At 40.2% G+C, this 16,038-nt stretch carries 16 protein-coding genes; 12 read left to right on the forward strand and 4 right to left on the reverse strand.

Annotated features, from left to right (window positions below; genetic code table 11):
- Positions 1-86: 86 nt before the first annotated feature.
- The 11 genes from P9E47_RS03985 (at position 87) to P9E47_RS04035 (ending at position 12,879) form a co-directional block, all read left to right on the forward strand.
- Positions 87-419 (forward strand): hypothetical protein, encoded by a 333-nt coding sequence (locus P9E47_RS03985; protein WP_003333165.1) that lies wholly within the window; start codon positions 87-89, stop codon positions 417-419.
- 805 nt (positions 420-1,224) lie between these two features.
- Positions 1,225-1,923 (forward strand): response regulator transcription factor, encoded by a 699-nt coding sequence (locus tag P9E47_RS03990; protein WP_326162634.1) that lies wholly within the window; start codon positions 1,225-1,227, stop codon positions 1,921-1,923.
- Positions 1,901-4,111 carry a sensor histidine kinase gene (locus P9E47_RS03995; protein ID WP_326162635.1) on the forward strand — a complete coding sequence of 737 codons (2,211 nt, stop codon included), beginning with the start codon at positions 1,901-1,903 and terminating at the stop codon, positions 4,109-4,111. Before P9E47_RS03990 ends, P9E47_RS03995 begins: the two co-directional genes overlap by 23 nt.
- A 145-nt stretch (positions 4,112-4,256) precedes the next feature.
- Positions 4,257-5,030 (forward strand): threonine/serine exporter family protein, encoded by a 774-nt coding sequence (locus P9E47_RS04000; protein WP_003333160.1) that lies wholly within the window; start codon positions 4,257-4,259, stop codon positions 5,028-5,030.
- Positions 5,031-5,044: 14 nt separating this feature from the next.
- Complete coding sequence (locus tag P9E47_RS04005) at positions 5,045-5,479, forward strand: threonine/serine exporter family protein (protein ID WP_003333159.1); 435 nt, start codon at positions 5,045-5,047, stop codon at positions 5,477-5,479.
- Positions 5,480-5,638: 159 nt separating this feature from the next.
- Positions 5,639-6,865 carry a branched-chain amino acid ABC transporter substrate-binding protein gene (locus P9E47_RS04010; protein ID WP_326162636.1) on the forward strand — a complete coding sequence of 409 codons (1,227 nt, stop codon included), beginning with the start codon at positions 5,639-5,641 and terminating at the stop codon, positions 6,863-6,865.
- A 103-nt stretch (positions 6,866-6,968) separates the two neighbouring features.
- A complete protein-coding gene (locus P9E47_RS04015) occupies positions 6,969-7,955 on the forward strand; it encodes a branched-chain amino acid ABC transporter permease (RefSeq protein WP_003333157.1) in 987 nt (328 codons plus the stop codon).
- Positions 7,956-7,959: 4 nt separating this feature from the next.
- Positions 7,960-9,294 (forward strand): branched-chain amino acid ABC transporter permease, encoded by a 1,335-nt coding sequence (locus P9E47_RS04020; protein WP_003333156.1) that lies wholly within the window; start codon positions 7,960-7,962, stop codon positions 9,292-9,294.
- A gap of 2 nt (positions 9,295-9,296) precedes the next feature.
- Complete coding sequence (locus P9E47_RS04025) at positions 9,297-10,076, forward strand: ABC transporter ATP-binding protein (protein WP_003333155.1); 780 nt, start codon at positions 9,297-9,299, stop codon at positions 10,074-10,076.
- Positions 10,077-10,097: 21 nt separating this feature from the next.
- The gene (locus tag P9E47_RS04030) at positions 10,098-10,811 is read left to right on the forward strand and encodes an ABC transporter ATP-binding protein (RefSeq protein WP_003333154.1); all 714 of its coding nucleotides are present in this window, start codon (positions 10,098-10,100) and stop codon (positions 10,809-10,811) included.
- Between the two features lie 163 nt (positions 10,812-10,974).
- Positions 10,975-12,879: an LTA synthase family protein gene (locus P9E47_RS04035; protein ID WP_326162637.1), complete on the forward strand. Its 1,905-nt coding sequence runs from the start codon at positions 10,975-10,977 to the stop codon at positions 12,877-12,879.
- Positions 12,880-12,984: 105 nt separating this feature from the next.
- Here the strand turns inward: P9E47_RS04035 and P9E47_RS04040 are convergent, their stop codons facing one another.
- Positions 12,985-13,329 (reverse strand): YckD family protein, encoded by a 345-nt coding sequence (locus P9E47_RS04040; RefSeq protein WP_326162638.1) that lies wholly within the window; start codon positions 13,327-13,329, stop codon positions 12,985-12,987.
- 213 nt (positions 13,330-13,542) lie between these two features.
- Between P9E47_RS04040 and P9E47_RS04045 the strand changes: the two genes are divergently transcribed.
- The gene (locus tag P9E47_RS04045) at positions 13,543-13,914 is read left to right on the forward strand and encodes a DUF423 domain-containing protein (protein WP_039957801.1); all 372 of its coding nucleotides are present in this window, start codon (positions 13,543-13,545) and stop codon (positions 13,912-13,914) included.
- Positions 13,915-13,987: 73 nt separating this feature from the next.
- Here P9E47_RS04045 and gerQ read toward each other — a convergent pair whose 3' ends face one another.
- From gerQ to hemQ, 3 genes are all read right to left on the reverse strand, one after another.
- Positions 13,988-14,446, reverse strand: coding sequence for a spore coat protein GerQ (gene gerQ / locus P9E47_RS04050; protein ID WP_326162639.1), 459 nt, complete (start codon positions 14,444-14,446; stop codon positions 13,988-13,990).
- A gap of 139 nt (positions 14,447-14,585) precedes the next feature.
- On the reverse strand, positions 14,586-15,011 hold the full coding sequence (locus P9E47_RS04055) for a cell wall hydrolase (protein WP_003333147.1): 426 nt from the start codon (positions 15,009-15,011) through the stop codon (positions 14,586-14,588).
- A 248-nt stretch (positions 15,012-15,259) separates the two neighbouring features.
- A complete protein-coding gene (gene hemQ / locus P9E47_RS04060) occupies positions 15,260-16,003 on the reverse strand; it encodes a hydrogen peroxide-dependent heme synthase (RefSeq protein ID WP_003333146.1) in 744 nt (247 codons plus the stop codon).
- Positions 16,004-16,038: the final 35 nt, after the last annotated feature.

Here is a 16,038-nt window from a genome sequence, read left to right on the forward strand (position 1 = left end):
CTGGCGTTCTGAAATAGCTGTTATTTTTAAAAAATTATAAAGTTCTCCAAGGGATAAGTCTGTCTAATTTTGGATAATCAACACTCGTGGGATTTGATACTGAATTATTGGAAGAGGAATTTGGTCCAAGTTCAGATATCGAAAAATTAAAGGGTCCTGTATTTATAAAAAATCCAAAGAATGTTTCTGCAAGTACTCCAGCGGTAGATAGATGCATTGAGAACGAACTTATTGGAGAATATGGTGATATAGTCACAGGAGCTTTTGTGGGAATTTTCTTTGATTACCTTTGGGAAGGTAATTATACATTGGCAGCAAAGTATCTTATTAAAATTGGTGTAAAGGGTAGTGTATTAGGTATTGCTGTAGAATTAACTTCAATTGCCGGAAAGTGTGTATGGCAAGAAGAGGGTTGGTAAAAAAGTAACTCCGTTCTGAGAACGGAGTTACTTTTTTTTATTCGCTTTTATATTTGTTGATAACCACAAAAAGAAAATCAATAGTGCACTATATATAAAGGAATCTAATAAATTTTCACTTAATTTAAAAGAATTATATCTAATATAATCCGAGATAATATAAATTGTAAATATGATAATCAAACAAAGAATACCCATACGAAAAAATTTCATAAAATAATCCCCTTTAAGTTATTTTCCTTTCATTTGCGTGTTATGATATAACCACATTTTACCATATATATCCATAAACGAATACAAATAATAATGAAAAAAGTAATAAGGCTAACGGTTAGCTTTAGTTTAACAAACCACATAAAGAACGTCATTTCCGGTGTATAAAGGAAATAGCGTTTCTTAGTTAAATTTTGAAGTCTTTGCGATTACCGTAGTGAACAATATCCCTCTACTGTACAACATCAAAGAATTTTCACCTTCAACTATAATTCCCCTTTAAGGTGCTTGCTTAAGAAAATTGAGCGGGTGACTTTGAAGGATTTTTTGTTTTATCTTAAGAAAACCCCACCCAATCTTAAGAAATTCTTAAGGTTTATCCTTCTTTAATGTTAAGATTTAGCGGCTACAATGGAAATAGTTTTAGAAAAACACGACTTCCACCCGTAATGGTGGAAGTTGATGTCTTTTCTTATACTATCATCATATTGATATATGACTTCTGATAGTACAAGAAGCGGTCATGGGGCTCAAGTCCCAAGCGGATTTTCTTCCGATAAACTTGTATAATTTGGAAAGGAGTGTGAGAAAAATGAGCAACTATAATGTACTTGTTGTTGATGATGAAAAAGAAATCAGAGACGCGATTGAGATATATTTAAAAAATGAAGGAATCACGGTGATAAAAGCAAAGGATGGCATCGAAGCGATTGAAAAGTTAAATGAGCATACCGTTCATCTTATTGTTTTAGATATCATGATGCCGAGGCTTGATGGGATTTCCACGACATTCAAAATTCGGGAGCAAAAAAACATCCCGATTATCATGCTGAGTGCCAAAAGCGAGGACACGGATAAAATCTTGGGCCTTCAGGTTGGCGCCGATGACTATGTGACAAAGCCGTTTAATCCGCTTGAGCTGATTGCCCGAGTGAAATCCCAACTGCGGCGGTATGTAACGCTTGGAACCTATGAAGGTGGCACAGCTGACAAAGTCATCGACATCCGTGGTTTAACCCTCGACCAAGCAGCGAGGGAAGTGGCAATCAACGGTGAGCCTGTCAAGCTAACACCAATCGAATACAAAATTGCAGAGCTGTTGATGACCAATGCCGGGCGTGTTTTTTCGATCCATGAAATCTACGAACGAGTCTGGAATGAGCCTGGCTACAATGCGGAAAATACAGTTGCTGTACATATCCGTAAAATCCGCGAAAAAATTGAAATCGATCCGAAAAATCCAAGATATTTAAAGGTGGTGTGGGGAATTGGCTACAAAATGGAAAAGTAAAATTGCAATCATAGCATGGGTCCTGCTGCTATCGTATGGCCTAAATGGCCTTTTGATAGGGTTCTCAAAAGCGGATTATCTTTTTAATCAAAATTATTTTCAAACAGTAAATTTTGATGATACTTTAAATGACTTTATCGGCGATTTAGTCATGTTTGAAATTGGTGGGGTGACGAGGGAAGAAGCTAAAAAGCAAATTGTCGTTTCAAAAGAGGAAATTGACGACCATCGTTATCGTTACGGGAATTTAAATGAGCAAATCACGAATATAAAAGAGCAATATGAAGGCAAAATTCAAGACGCCGTAACAGCCAATAATGAAGAGGTGGTCAATTTCTTAAAGGCTGAACGTGACGAGAAAATAGCTGACATTACAGCCAATTTTACAAGTGATGACCATGTCCGTCAAAAAGTAATAAACGAGAAAGAACATGAGATTGACCAGTATTTCAATGAACTGGATAATCGCCCGAATTTTGCAGTCTATAAAAATTCATTTAAATATTATTTGAAAAACAATGAAACAGGCAAAGTTTACACCAATCTAGATCTAAACGAAGGCTCTGTATCGCAAATCATGAATGGTAAAAATATGGCATTCATCAAGAATTATACGGATTTATCGATTGCCGACCAATATTATAGTTTTGACCAAGGGTTTATAGAGCAGGTGGAAAAGCTTTTAAACAATAATAAAGCAACATTTTCAGGGCAGATTGCTGTCCCGAAAACATCGGCGCAAACAAATACTGTTCTAAATGAATACTATGATTATAAAAAGAACCAAGCTACTTACTATATTTATTGTTTAGGTGCAATTGCAGCGCTGATCCTAAGTATCTTTTTATATAAAAATACGGCTGTTGTTCGTTCACTATCATTTGAAAAAATAGAACCATACTATAAAAAGGTTCCGGTTGATGTAAAAGTTATCATGTTTGCAGTTTCTTTCATAGTCACATGGGTCTTCCTTGTGCAGGGGTATTTCCTCGGCTACTGGAGCACTTTCTACCAACTGATCGAAGGGATTCTTTATAACCTGTTTTGGTGTGCACTATTTCTAGCTTTAACACTTGTTCAAGGAAAATTGCTATTTGATAGATATAAAGACCGTGCTAATTTTAAGGGAGATCTCCAAGGGGCATTGCTTATTAGAATGAAGGAAGCCCTCAAGAGTGCATTCTTAAATCGACGTGTTGGAACGCAAGCTATCATTATTTTAGGAATCGTGTTTGCTTTTGGACTTGGAGCAGCGGTTGTGGCAGTAGAGCCTGCCTTCATAGTAATATATGCACCTGCTTTCCTTGTAGTAGGCTTGCCGATCTTAATCATCCTTCTAAAACGCATCGGCTACTTTAATCGAATTGTAAAAAATACGAGTGAATTGGCATCAGGAAATTTCGAACCTGACCTGCCGATTGTCGGTAAATCTGTACTTGCAAAACTAGCAGGAAATATTAATACGCTAAAGTATGGGGTCAAAGCCTCCCAGAAAGAACAGGCCAAGAGTGAACGCTTAAAAACAGAGTTAATCACTAACGTTAGTCATGATCTCAGGACGCCATTAACATCAATCATTACGTATACGGAGTTATTAAAAACACCGGAGCTTGGTGCGGATGAGCGAGATTCCTATCTCGAAATAATTGATCGAAAGTCAAAACGTTTGAAGGTTTTAATAGATGATTTATTTGAAGCCTCGAAAATGGCCAGCGGCAATATTGAGCTTATAAAAGAAAAAGTAGATTTGGCTCAATTATTGGAGCAAGCTCTTGCGGAGTATAATGAAAAAATAAGTGAATCAACCTTGCAGTTTAGGGTGACAAACCCTGAAAAGCCGATTTATGCTGTTGTCGATGGACAAAAGATGTGGCGTGTGTTTGATAATATCATTGGCAACATCCTTAAATATTCACTCGAGAATACGAGAGTCTATATTTCTATGAACCAGAATCAGGTTGGAGATAAGGTTGAGATCTCGTTTAAAAATATCGCCAAATATGAGCTTGGCGGGGATATCAATGAATTGTTTGAACGCTTTAAACGAGGCGATGCCTCAAGGCAAACAGAAGGCTCCGGACTAGGCCTTGCCATTGCGAAGTCGATTGTTGACCTTCATGACGGTGAAATGGAAATTGATGTTGATGGTGATTTATTTAAAGTAACGATTTTATTGAATCTTATATAACTTCTTACCCCCTTTAAGGAGACCTGCTTGGTTTTCTTAAAGGTTTTTTTGCGTTTGTCTCTTGTTAAATTCTCATTCCTTGAATAAACTAATATAATTCAAAGAAAAATATGTAAAATATAAACTGAAAGTTGAGAGATATAGTGTGGATTCAAAATCAACCGAATTGACGAAACGAGAGGAAATAAACGAAGTTGTGGAATGCTGTTTGTTGGCGGGGAAATTAATGCTGCAAGGTGGGGCGGAGACGTACCGTGTCGAGGATACGATGATGCGGATTGCAGCCACCTATGGCTTTGAAAATTCTCATAGCTATGTCACACCAACGGGCATTATATTTGCTGTCGATCAAATGGAGGCAACAAGAATTATTAGGATCACGGAAAGGTCGACTGACCTTCAAAAGGTAACGCTCGTTAATAGTGTTTCGCGAGGCATTGCTAGTAGAGAAATAACAATTCAAGAAGCCCATGAGCAGCTACATAAAATTGAGTCGACAACACATGCCTATCCGATTTTCACCCAAATTGCTGCAGCAGCGATCGCAAGTGGCTGTTTTTTAATTATGTTTAAAGGCGGTTGGCACGACTTTTTCCCGGCCCTCGTCACCGGGGGCTTAGGGTTTATCTTTTTCCTATATGTAAGTCGTTTCGTAAATATTAAATTTTTATCGGAATTTTTATCATCATTTGTGATTGGTTTATTGGCAGTGCTTTTTGTAAAAACAGGAATGGGACAGGAACTCGACAAAATCATCATCGGCTCCGTCATGCCGCTCGTACCTGGGCTCTTAATTACAAACGCGGTCAGGGATTTAATGGCTGGACATCTAGTATCCGGTCTTTCAAAAGGGGCGGAAGCCTTTTTAACTGCCTTTGCCATCGGAGCCGGAGTTGCCGTCGTTATCACATTCTATTAGAAAGGATTCAATTTATGTTTATAGTAGAGCATCTTATTACTAGCTTTATTGCTTCGGCGGCTTTTGGGATTATCTTCAACGTTCCGAAAAAGGCGCTTCTAAAGTGTGGCTTCGTCGGGATGGTAGGCTGGTTCATCTATATAGCGCTTGTGAGTTATTTTAGTATAGATATGATACTGGCAACGTTAGTAGCAGCCTTTTTTATTGCGATCATTAGCCAAATCTTTGCGAAGTTTTATAAAACGCCGATGATCGTTTTTAATGTTTCTGGCATTATACCACTGGTTCCCGGAGGAATGGCTTATGACGCGATGCGGCATATTGTTGAAAATGATTACAATATGGCTGTTCAATTAGCTACTAAGGCATTTATGCTATCAGGATCGATTGCGATCGGCCTTGTTTTTTCTGAGGTTATCAATCAAATGATTAAGAGGTCTAAAATATAGAAGAAGCAAAAGAACCGTCCTCTGCTTCGATCTCGCTTTCTCGCGATACAGTGGGAAAGCGATTTTTTTTATTGAATTTAGGTTTATTTTCCTATCTCGCGTAATATATTCTAAATAGTTTTAACAATATTATTCTAAGACGAATAAGGGGGTTAAAAAATGTTAAGGAAAACGCTTTCAGTTCTTGCGACAGCAACATTAGCGATCGGGTTACTAGCGGGTTGTTCATCATCGGGTGGAAATGACCAAGCTGGTGGCAAGTCTACAGAACCTTCAGCTGATGGTGGAAAAGCAGGCAGTGCTCAAGTTATTAAAATTGCAACACAAAGTCCATTGTCCGGCGGTAGTGCCACGATTGGTGAATCTATTAAACTAGGAGCTCAGCTTGCTTTAGAAGAAAATGCTGCAAAATTTAAAGAGCTAGGTTTTGAACTGCAATTAGTCCCGTTTGATGACCAAGCTGATCCGAAAAAGGGAGTTGCCAATGCACAGTTAATTGGCTCTGATACGGCAATTCTTGGGGTTGTTGGACACTACAATTCTGGTGTAGCCATTCCTTCTTCAGAAATTTATGAGAAATATAGTTTGCCGATGGTTTCGCCGGCCAATACAGCCACGGACGTCACGGACCGTAAATTAAAAACGGTAAACCGCATTGTGGCACGTGACGATTTCCAAGGTCCTGCAGGTGCAGAATTTGCTGTGAAAACCTTAGGTGCTAAGAAGATTTTCATTATTCAAGATAAAACGGCATACGGTACTGGTCTTGCTGAAGCCTTTAAAGGTGCGGCAGAAGAGCTTGGTGCCGAGATCCTCGGTTTTGAAGGTATCACAATCGGTGAAAAGGACTTCAATGGTGTAATGAATCAGGTTGTCGCTCAAAAACCGGACATGATTTATTTTGGCGGGATGTATACGGAGGGCGGCCTAATTATAAAGCAGGCTCGTGAAAAGGGCTTTACAGGCCCAGTTATGGGTGGAGATGGAATGGACTCTTCGACTCTAGTGGAAATTGCCGGTAACAGCGTGCTGAACACTTATATAACATCTGCTGCTGGTGTGACGACAGCTACAGATGCAGGGAAACAGTTTGCTGAAAAATATAAAGCTAAATTTGGCAAAGACATTGAAGGATATTCTGCGTATGGATACGATTCGATGGGCGTACTTCTTCAAGGAATTGAAGAATCCATTAAGGCCAATAATAATGCATTGCCAACCCGCGAACAAGTAGCGGAAGCCGTCCGTAACGGAAAAGAGTTTGAGGGTGTTGTTACAAAAGTAAGCTTCGATGAAATCGGGGACAATGATTATGCGAAAATTTTCATCTATAAGTTTGAGGAGCCTGCCTATCCTGCTGCTCAAGTGGATGAGGTTAGCAAGTAACCTGCTTCCAAGTCAACACCAAATATAGAATTTAATCAAAAAGGGTATCGACAAATGTCTTTACCCTTTTTTCGCAAAAAAATCGAAAAGGTGGGTGATATCGATGTTAACAGAAGTCCTCCATACATTGCCGCAAGTATTAATTGATGGTTTAACATTAGGAGCGGTATATGCAGTAGTTGCGCTTGGTTATACGATGGTTTATGGAATATTAGAGTTAATTAATTTTGCCCATGGTGAAATTTTTATGACGGGTGCATTTATTGGAACGGCTATGCTTTTATCCTTTACATCCTTGGGTTTAATGGCAGCGATGCCGGCTCTCCTTGCCCTTATTATCATTATATTAATTACATCCGTATTGACGGGACTTTTGGGGGTAGGTATTGAAAGGGTAGCCTACCGGCCTGTGAGAAATTCTCCAAAATTAATTGCGTTAATTACAGCGATTGGGATTTCATTTGTGCTTCAAGATTTAATTCGCTTTATTACGGAGCTAAAAAAGGGAAACTACATCCTAACTGGACCCAGCCTCTTTACTGACCAAATTGTTGTAAAAACTTCAGCCATCCTTCCCGTTTTTAGTGATGCTTCCTTTAAATCCTCTTTTATTATCGTGTTAGTTACTGCCATCATTTTAATGGTTGGGTTGGACTTTTTTATAAATCGGACAAAGTGGGGCATGGCCATGAGGGCGGTTGCGCAAGATCGGGAAACGGCTGCTTTAATGACCGTGAATGTGAATAGAGTGATCGCGATTACCTTCTTTGTCGGCTCCGCGTTAGGTGGGGCTACGGGGGTTTTATTTGCCATTCAGTATGGGACAATCGACCCGTATATCGGCTTTATTCTAGGGTTAAAGGCCTTTACGGCCGCGGTTCTTGGGGGCATTGGCAACATCCGTGGGGCGATGCTTGGTGGGATTTTAATCGGCTTACTTGAAATGTTTGCAGCGGCCAACCTGACCATCATTACAAATGGAGTGTTTGGCGCGGAATATAAAGATGTATTTGCATTCGCAATCTTGATCTTAGTGCTCATCTTTAAGCCTGAAGGCCTGTTTGGCAAGGCAGTAACGGAGAAGGTGTAGGTGAATGATGATGAAAAATAAATTGACTACGAAGCTCGAGCCATTTTTGGACAAAATCAAAGCCAATAAAAAGTACCAAGCCACCTTAATCATTGCCTACATTGTGTTGACAGCGGGAAGCCTTGTTCTTGCGCAAAAATCAGTCATAGCCTTTTTGCTGCTTTTAGCATCATTATTGCTTTTACACTTTACAGGCCTAACTGATTTGAAAAAGTGGCTTATTGCGGGGGCCGTGTTGGTCGTTATTTTACCTGTAGTCGCAAGTCAAGGACCGGCCTACCAGTCATATATGGAGGTCGCCTGCTTTGTCGGGATCTATGTAGCGATGGCACTTGGCTTGAACATTGTTGTTGGTCTTGCTGGGCTACTAGACCTTGGGTTTGTCGCCTTCTTTGCCGTTGGTGCCTACACATACGGGATCTTTGCCACCGGGCAGGCATCGAAGTTTATGCCATTCGGCGAGTTTCCGCTCCCAGGTGAAAGCTTTTGGCTGTTTCTTATCATTGGGGGAATTGCGGCAGCAATCGCCGGTGTGATTATCGGTGTACCGGTCTTGCGTGTAAAAGGGGATTATCTGGCGATCGTAACCCTTGGTTTTGGGGAGATTATCCGGATTGTTTTTAATAACCTTGACCGTCCTGTCAATATTACAAATGGGGCGATGGGCCTTATTTCAATAACGCCGCCAAAGATTTTTGGGTTTGAATTTATGTATCCTAGTCAATTTTACTATATCGTCCTCGTGATCCTTGTCATTACCGTTTTTGCGGTCCGTAGACTTGAATATTCGAAGTTAGGGCGCTCCTGGAAAGCTGTTCGTGAAAATGAAATTGCGGCGCAAGCGATGGGGATCCCTTTAGTAAGAACAAAGTTGATGGCGTTTGCGATCGGTGCTTCTTTTTCCGGCGTAATGGGTGTTGTGTTTGCGGCAAAACAAACCTTCGTCGATCCAACAAGCTTTACATTGCTGGAATCGATCACGATCCTTGTTATGGTACTTCTAGGTGGAATGGGCAGTGTACCAGGAGTTATTTTAGGTGCAGCCATCATGACGATTCTCAACCTACATGTGCTAACGGAGTTTGCCAACTGGCTCAATCAGCTTAACTTACAAGGAATCATCTCGATTCCAGACGCACTTTCTCCGGCGAAAATGCAGCGCTTTATTTTTGGAGCCATCTTAATCGGCTTTGCCTTATATAGGCCACAGGGCCTTTTGCCAGCCAAAAACCCGGTATTCAATCTTGAAAAGCTTAGGAAAAATAAAGGAAAAATTAGCAGTATGATCTCAGGGACGTCACAAGAACCAGTAGCTCGAGCGGAGGAGGCGAAAAGATAACAATGTCCATCTTGACGGTTAAAAATTTAACAAAAGCCTTTGGGGGCCTGATTGCCAATAGCGATATTAGTATGGACGTAAAAAAAGGCTCCATCACTGCCGTTATTGGTCCAAATGGGGCAGGAAAAACAACGTTTTTTAATATGGTAACCGGTGTTTATCAACCAACAAGCGGGGATATTGAATTAAATGGGAAATCCATTGTCGGACTGAAGCCTCATGCGGTTTCAGCAAAAGGAATTTCGAGGACGTTCCAAAACATTCGTTTATTTGGAAGTATGACAGTGCTTGAAAATGTCATGGTTGGGATGCACAACCATATCAAACAAGGCTTATTGGGGGCTGTTTTAGACTTGCCTTCTTTTAAAAAACAAGAAAGCTTCGCTGAACAAGAGGCGTACAATATATTGGATTATATCGGTTTAAGCCAATTTACAAATGAGGAGGCCCGAAATCTGTCCTATGGGGCCCAGCGCCGCCTGGAAATTGGCCGGGCACTAGCAACGAGACCGCAGATCCTCTTATTAGATGAGCCAGCAGCCGGAATGAATCCGAAGGAAACGAAAGAACTGACAGAGTTGATTTTCAAAATGCGCAATGAATTTGGACTGACAATCGTCTTAATCGAGCATGATATGAAACTTGTCATGGAAATATCTGAACATATTATTGTATTGGACCATGGTGAAAAAATCGCCGAAGGAATACCGGAAGAAATTCGTACAAACCAAAAGGTGATTGAAGCATACTTAGGAAAAAGTGGAGCAGAAACTGTTTCATAAAGGAAGGGGGCCTTGCGACAAGTGGCAGAGAAAATTTTAGATCTACAAAATATCGATACATTTTACGGTGGTATTCAGGCTTTAAAGGAGATATCGCTTCATGTTGATGCGGGCGAAATTGTGACATTAATCGGCAGTAATGGTGCCGGAAAATCAACGACCTTAAAAACGATCAGCGGACAGGTAAAGCCGAAAAGTGGCAGCATTCTTTACAATGGAACCGAAATCTCAAACCGGGCTCCCCATGAAACGGCGCTCTCCGGCATCGCCCATGTCCCGGAAGGCAGACGGATTTTTCCCAAGCTGACGGTGAAAGAAAATCTCGAAATGGGTGCTTTTTCAGTCAAAGACAAACGGATTGTGAAGGAACGGATGGAACGCGTCTTTCAATATTTTCCTAGAATCAAAGAACGCTTAAGCCAGCAGGGAGGAACGATGAGCGGCGGGGAGCAGCAAATGCTTGCGATCGGCCGGGCCCTGATGATGCAGCCGAAGATTCTCATGTTGGATGAGCCATCTATGGGTCTTGCACCGATTATTGTGGAACAAATTTTTGAGATTATTAAAGAACTAAACAACGAAGGGATCACGATCCTGCTCGTAGAACAAAATGCCTTTCAAGCACTAAGCATTGCCGATCGTGGCTATGTCATTCAAAATGGCAAAATAACATTGAGCGGACTTGGAAAGGAATTAATCGATAATGAACAAATACAAGAAGCCTATTTAGCTTAAGAAATTCACCGCATTTTTGTTTACTACCCTGTATATGGGTAGTTTTTTGTTTTTAAATAGTCTTTCTTTAGGAAAATTCAAGCAAATTGCGGGTTTTTGTTAAATTCCTGCTACCATTTGTACTATAATAGAGACAATGAACGAAGCTGAAGGATGATTTATATTGAGTACAAGAAAAAATGCCAGAAAAAAAACAAAAGAGAATAAACCTAGAGATAGTATAGCCATTAGAATAGCAAAAATATTGTTTACCCTAGTGTTCGCGGCAGTCGTAGCAGGGGCTTTATTAATATGCATGGAAACCTTCATCCGTGGCGATTTCCTAGAAGCTAAAAAATGGATGGAGGACAACTACAATCCGTTTATTTTAAACTACTTAATTTTATTTGTATTTTTCCTGCTATTTTTAGGTCTGTTTAATGACCTGCTATTTAGTACCTTTGCGTTTACCGTTTTTACTTTATTGCTTAGCTTTATCAATCGATATAAGCATATGTTTTTAGGGGAAAACCTTTATCCGTGGGATGTATTGCTTTATCAACAAATGTTCAATCTGTTTCCGGAGCTGATTAAAGAAGTAAACAAAGGGAAGTTGGCCATTGCTGCTATTGGAGTTGTGTTGATAATTGCGACGATTATCTTTATTAAGAAAAAAATTGGCTTCGTCGTGTTTAGGCTTAGTGTTTTGAAACGGCTGGCTCTAATCGTGATTAGTGTTGTCTTGATCGTTTCATTTTTCCTATTTAGGTCAACACCGTTAAAGCGTTTATTTAATGAGTTGCAAATTACGAATATTAACTGGAATCAGGAATCGAACTACAGGATCAATGGCTTTGTTCTGAGCTTTGTTTTAAATACGGAAAGCGCACTTGTTTTTCCACCACAAGGCTATGGAAAAGAAAATATTTTGAATACGGTCGAAGACTTGAAGAATAGGCTGACGGTGGAAAAAACGGAAAAAACATTAGAACGGCACCCAAATATTATTTTTATTATGAATGAATCTTTTTGGGATCCAACGCGGCTGGAATCCGTTCCATTCAGCGAGGATCCAATGCCGACTGTTCGGAAAAACCAAGTGGGCTGGCTTTTATCACCACAGTTTGGCGGTGGTACGTCTAATATTGAGTTTGAAGCGATGACGGGATTAAATGTTTCATTTTTACCAACCGGCTCGATTGCCTATCAACAATTTGTAGGCCATTCACTTCCATCGCTAGTATCAATTTTAAAAGAGCAAGGCTATGAACCAACAGCGGTCCACCCATATTACAACTGGTTTTGGAATCGAGAAAATGTCTATAAATATTTGGGCTTCAATCAATTTATCAGCTTAGACAACTTTAAAGATGCCACTTACCGAGGGCCGTATATTTCAGACAAAGAGGTCAATGCAAAAATTATCAACAAAACAGAATCGACCGACAAGCCTGATTTCATTTATGCGGTAACAATGCAAAACCACGGTCCATATGAAAAAGGCCGTTACAAAGATGATGTGAAAATTAAGATTGATGACAGTGAGTTGTCCGATGAGTCTAAGTACAGCTTAGAAACTTATACACAAGGTGTAGTCGAGGCGGATGAAGCATTTGCGGAGCTCATCGATTATTATGGGAAATCTGAGGAACCAACGATTATCATCTTCTATGGTGATCACATGCCATTCTTAGGCGCAGATTACTTAACCTATAAAGAAGCGGGTTATGTTAAAGATGAAAAATGGTCATTGGAAGAATACCAGCGTATGAGACAAACACCGTTAGTCGTCTGGAATAACTTTACTGATGAAAAAATAGAGCTGCCAAGTATTAGTCCATCGTTTTTAGGACCACATATCCTTGACTTGGCACAAATCGAAAAACCGCTGTACTATCGCTTCTTGGAGGAATTTAGCAAACAAATGCCAGGGTACACAACATCTGTTAAAAATGATGCCGATGGAAATTTATATAAGGATACACCAGATAACGTTAAACCGCTGGAAGATACTTATGAGAGGCTGCAGTACGACCTGTTGTTTGGGAAGGGGTATAGCAAGGAAGCTTTGTTTGGAAGTGGGACATAGGGTCTGGTTCCGTGTGTGGGCCATGGGGTCGGGAACTGCGGCCCATTTTTAAAAGGCGAGTTGAGTTTACACTCACTCGCCTTTACATATGTAACGGACAATCCTCTATTGGTCGCCTTCGCCCCGCATCTCACGACCTTTATGGTGCCCATACTTACAAGCCCCAGGCATATATCCATTTTCCTTCATCTTTTTTGCTTTTTCTTGAATCTTTGCTTTGATCATGTCGCCTTTTTCTTTTGTAATAATCCCGAACTCAACATGCTTATCAATCAATTCAAGCTTATTCTCGAGAATATCTTCGTGAATATCAGCAAGCTCCTTCTTTTGCGCTTCCGTCAACTGCACCTTTGTTTCAGGCTGTTGAGCCTTGTCATTTTGCGCCCAAACAGGCATAGCAAGACCTAGTGTCAGAAATAAAACACTAAGTAATACAATAATTTTTTTCATGGTAAATCCTCCTATTCATATTTTTCATAGTTAATATGTAACGGGAGTTCAAATTTTATCCATATTATTTTTGTTTTTTCCAAATCAACGTTTCCGAGACATGGGGGCAGATCCTCTGGCTCATTTTTTAAAGCCGTTTTGTTGGCGTATGGTGACAAATTTCGGTAAGATGGAGATACAAATTAATGAATTGAAGTGGGGATTTTAAATATGATGAAGGCATTTATTATTTTGGGGGCAATCAATGGCTTTTTAGCGGTTGCACTAGGAGCATTTGGTGCTCATGGTCTCGAACCTCGGTTAACGGAAAGAATGATGGATGTTTGGGAAAAAGGTGTTGACTACCAAATGTTCCACACGATGGGTTTATTTATAGTGGCATTTGCTGCTAATAAATGGCCGGGCGTTTCGGCAATCAAATGGTCCGGCATTATGATGTTTATCGGAATTATTCTGTTCTCAGGGAGCTTGTATGCTTTAAGCACATCAGGAATCGCGAAGCTTGGTATGATAACGCCTTTAGGCGGCATATCGTTTTTGGCAGGTTGGATTCTACTGGCAGTTGCCGCTGCTAAAGGGAAATAGGGGAGCTGGAAAGGTAAAAAGGAGGCTGTTTTGCAGTCTCCTTTTGCTTGAACGGGCGCTTCCGCTTTTCCTTTTATCTAGGAGGAAAAGACGATAAACTAGGTCCCATACCACTAAATGGATATTGGTACTCAATTTCTTCATCAAACGTTACAAAATCAACGTAAATCATTGGAATTAAATAGCGCTGACCTGTTTGTGGGTCGCTGATAATAAGGTGGTCACGTCCGGCGGCTTCGATTGCACCCTTGAAAATTTTCGCATTCCATTGTGAATTGTTTTCAAAAGTTGTATAAACAGTTACAATTTTGCCTTTGTTCAATCGTAAAATATTTTCAATGTACGATTCCTCAATCGGTAGCATTCCGGGAACATTTGCTGCAGGTGATTGAGGTTTTTGTGGTTGTGGAAAACTTGGAAAACCCGGCATTTGACCTCCTGAAAATGTAGGTGGCATCTGGGGTTGTTGCCCGAAACCATATTGTGGGAATTGCCCATATGCTGGCGTTTGAGATGGAAAATTACTTGCCATTTTACATTCCTCCCTTTGATGATAGACAATTTTATACTTTATGGAAGAACAGCCAGTTAAGAATAAGTATAAAATGCCTTTATTTTCTATTGTGTATGTGTAAAATTGGAACTGCTAAGTGTGAAATTCAAATGACACTTTAAAAAAATATTTGCGGACAATTTTCTTGTTCAGGGGTATAAAAACAATGAGATTTAAATCGTCCCGCATTCCTTTGGTTAAACCATGTGGCTGGACAGTCCCCCTCAGGTCTGAAAAACCATAGAGAGTAAGTTGCCGGGTGATATTTCCAGCCCCTAATTACTTGGCGTGCCAACCCAATATCTGCTTCTCTAGCACGTTGATAAAAATAAGGTTTATCAACCGCTTCATAGCCGCCTGGCTTCTGGAAAACCATATCCCGTAAGCTACGGAGAGATTTAAAATCAAGACAATTTCCAACTACACGATTAACCCCAACATTGCCCACCATTAACATACCAAGCCTTCCATCCCCTTCGGCTTCAGCCCGCATCAATCTTGCCAGAAGTTTTACATCTTCCTCAGTATGTGGCACAACAGCCATTTTCTCACCTCACAATAGCGATTACCCTACTAACATATTGCAAGAACAGAAAATGGTGACTTGTATTTTCCTTTTTTTTGTGGTTATTACATTTAGATACTATGTGGCTGTAGGTGTTTTTATGATAAAAATTGCAGCGGGATTGGGTGGGCCGCGGCGCGGGGGCGAGCCATGGGGTCGGGAACTCTGTCCCAACTCATGGAAAAAGCCCCCTAATGGTTAGGGAGCTTATAATTCTGACTTGCTTATTAAACGTGTAAGAATTTCGGAACAGCTTCTTCTGTTAAAATGTTGCCAACGAAGAATGAACCGAATTCGCCATATTTTGCGCTTACTTCGTCAAATCTCATTTCATACACAAGCTTTTTAAATTGAAGAACGTCGTCTGCAAAAAGCGTAACGCCCCATTCCCAATCATCAAAACCAACAGAACCAGTAATGATCTGTTTTACTTTACCTGCATACTGGCGGCCGATCATGCCGTGTGAACGCATCATACTGCTGCGCTCTTCCATTGAAAGCATATACCAGTTGTCATTGCCTTGACGACGCTTATCCATTGGATAGAAGCAAATATGGTTCGTCTTTGGAAGAATAGGGTATAAACGTGCCAAAACTTCAGGGCTTTGATATGGATCCTGGTCAGATGGCAGGTAGTTACTTAATTCAACTACAGACACATAGGAATGTGCAGGAAGTAAATACTCCGCAAATTTTGTTTTATTAAAAGTTGTCTCAAGCTCGTTTAACTCCTCCATTGTTGGACGAAGAATCATTAACATAAAGTCAGCTTTTTGGCCGACAATGGTGTATAAAGCATGACTTCCTTTTTTAGCTTCTTCCGTATTTTTTAATGCACTGAGATAGTTTTGAAACTCTACAATTATTTCATTTCTTTCATCGCCTGATAGCCTTTTCCAAGATGTCCAATCTACCGTGCGGAAATCGTGAAGACAATACCAACCATCTAACGTTTTTGCTGGTTCAGCCATTCATAACACTCCTTTATCTTAATAGCTACATTTCA

The organism is Schinkia azotoformans (assembly GCF_035811335.1).
Classification (GTDB): Bacteria; Bacillota; Bacilli; order Bacillales; family Bacillaceae_J; genus Schinkia; species Schinkia azotoformans.

What these genes read in the sequence shown, in the direction of transcription:
- P9E47_RS04010 (WP_326162636.1), top strand. Translation starts at nt 5,639, where the DNA reads ATGTTAAGGAAAACGCTTTCAGTTCTTGCGACAGCAACATTAGCGATC.
- P9E47_RS04055 (WP_003333147.1), bottom strand. Translation starts at nt 15,011, where the DNA reads ATGGCTGTTGTGCCACATACTGAGGAAGATGTAAAACTTCTGGCAAGA.
- P9E47_RS04040 (WP_326162638.1), bottom strand. Translation starts at nt 13,329, where the DNA reads ATGAAAAAAATTATTGTATTACTTAGTGTTTTATTTCTGACACTAGGT.
- P9E47_RS04005 (WP_003333159.1), top strand. Translation starts at nt 5,045, where the DNA reads ATGTTTATAGTAGAGCATCTTATTACTAGCTTTATTGCTTCGGCGGCT.
- P9E47_RS04015 (WP_003333157.1), top strand. Translation starts at nt 6,969, where the DNA reads ATGTTAACAGAAGTCCTCCATACATTGCCGCAAGTATTAATTGATGGT.
- P9E47_RS04045 (WP_039957801.1), top strand. Translation starts at nt 13,543, where the DNA reads ATGAAGGCATTTATTATTTTGGGGGCAATCAATGGCTTTTTAGCGGTT.
- P9E47_RS04020 (WP_003333156.1), top strand. Translation starts at nt 7,960, where the DNA reads ATGATGATGAAAAATAAATTGACTACGAAGCTCGAGCCATTTTTGGAC.
- P9E47_RS04025 (WP_003333155.1), top strand. Translation starts at nt 9,297, where the DNA reads ATGTCCATCTTGACGGTTAAAAATTTAACAAAAGCCTTTGGGGGCCTG.
- P9E47_RS03990 (WP_326162634.1), top strand. Translation starts at nt 1,225, where the DNA reads ATGAGCAACTATAATGTACTTGTTGTTGATGATGAAAAAGAAATCAGA.
- gerQ (WP_326162639.1), bottom strand. Translation starts at nt 14,446, where the DNA reads ATGGCAAGTAATTTTCCATCTCAAACGCCAGCATATGGGCAATTCCCA.
- hemQ (WP_003333146.1), bottom strand. Translation starts at nt 16,003, where the DNA reads ATGGCTGAACCAGCAAAAACGTTAGATGGTTGGTATTGTCTTCACGAT.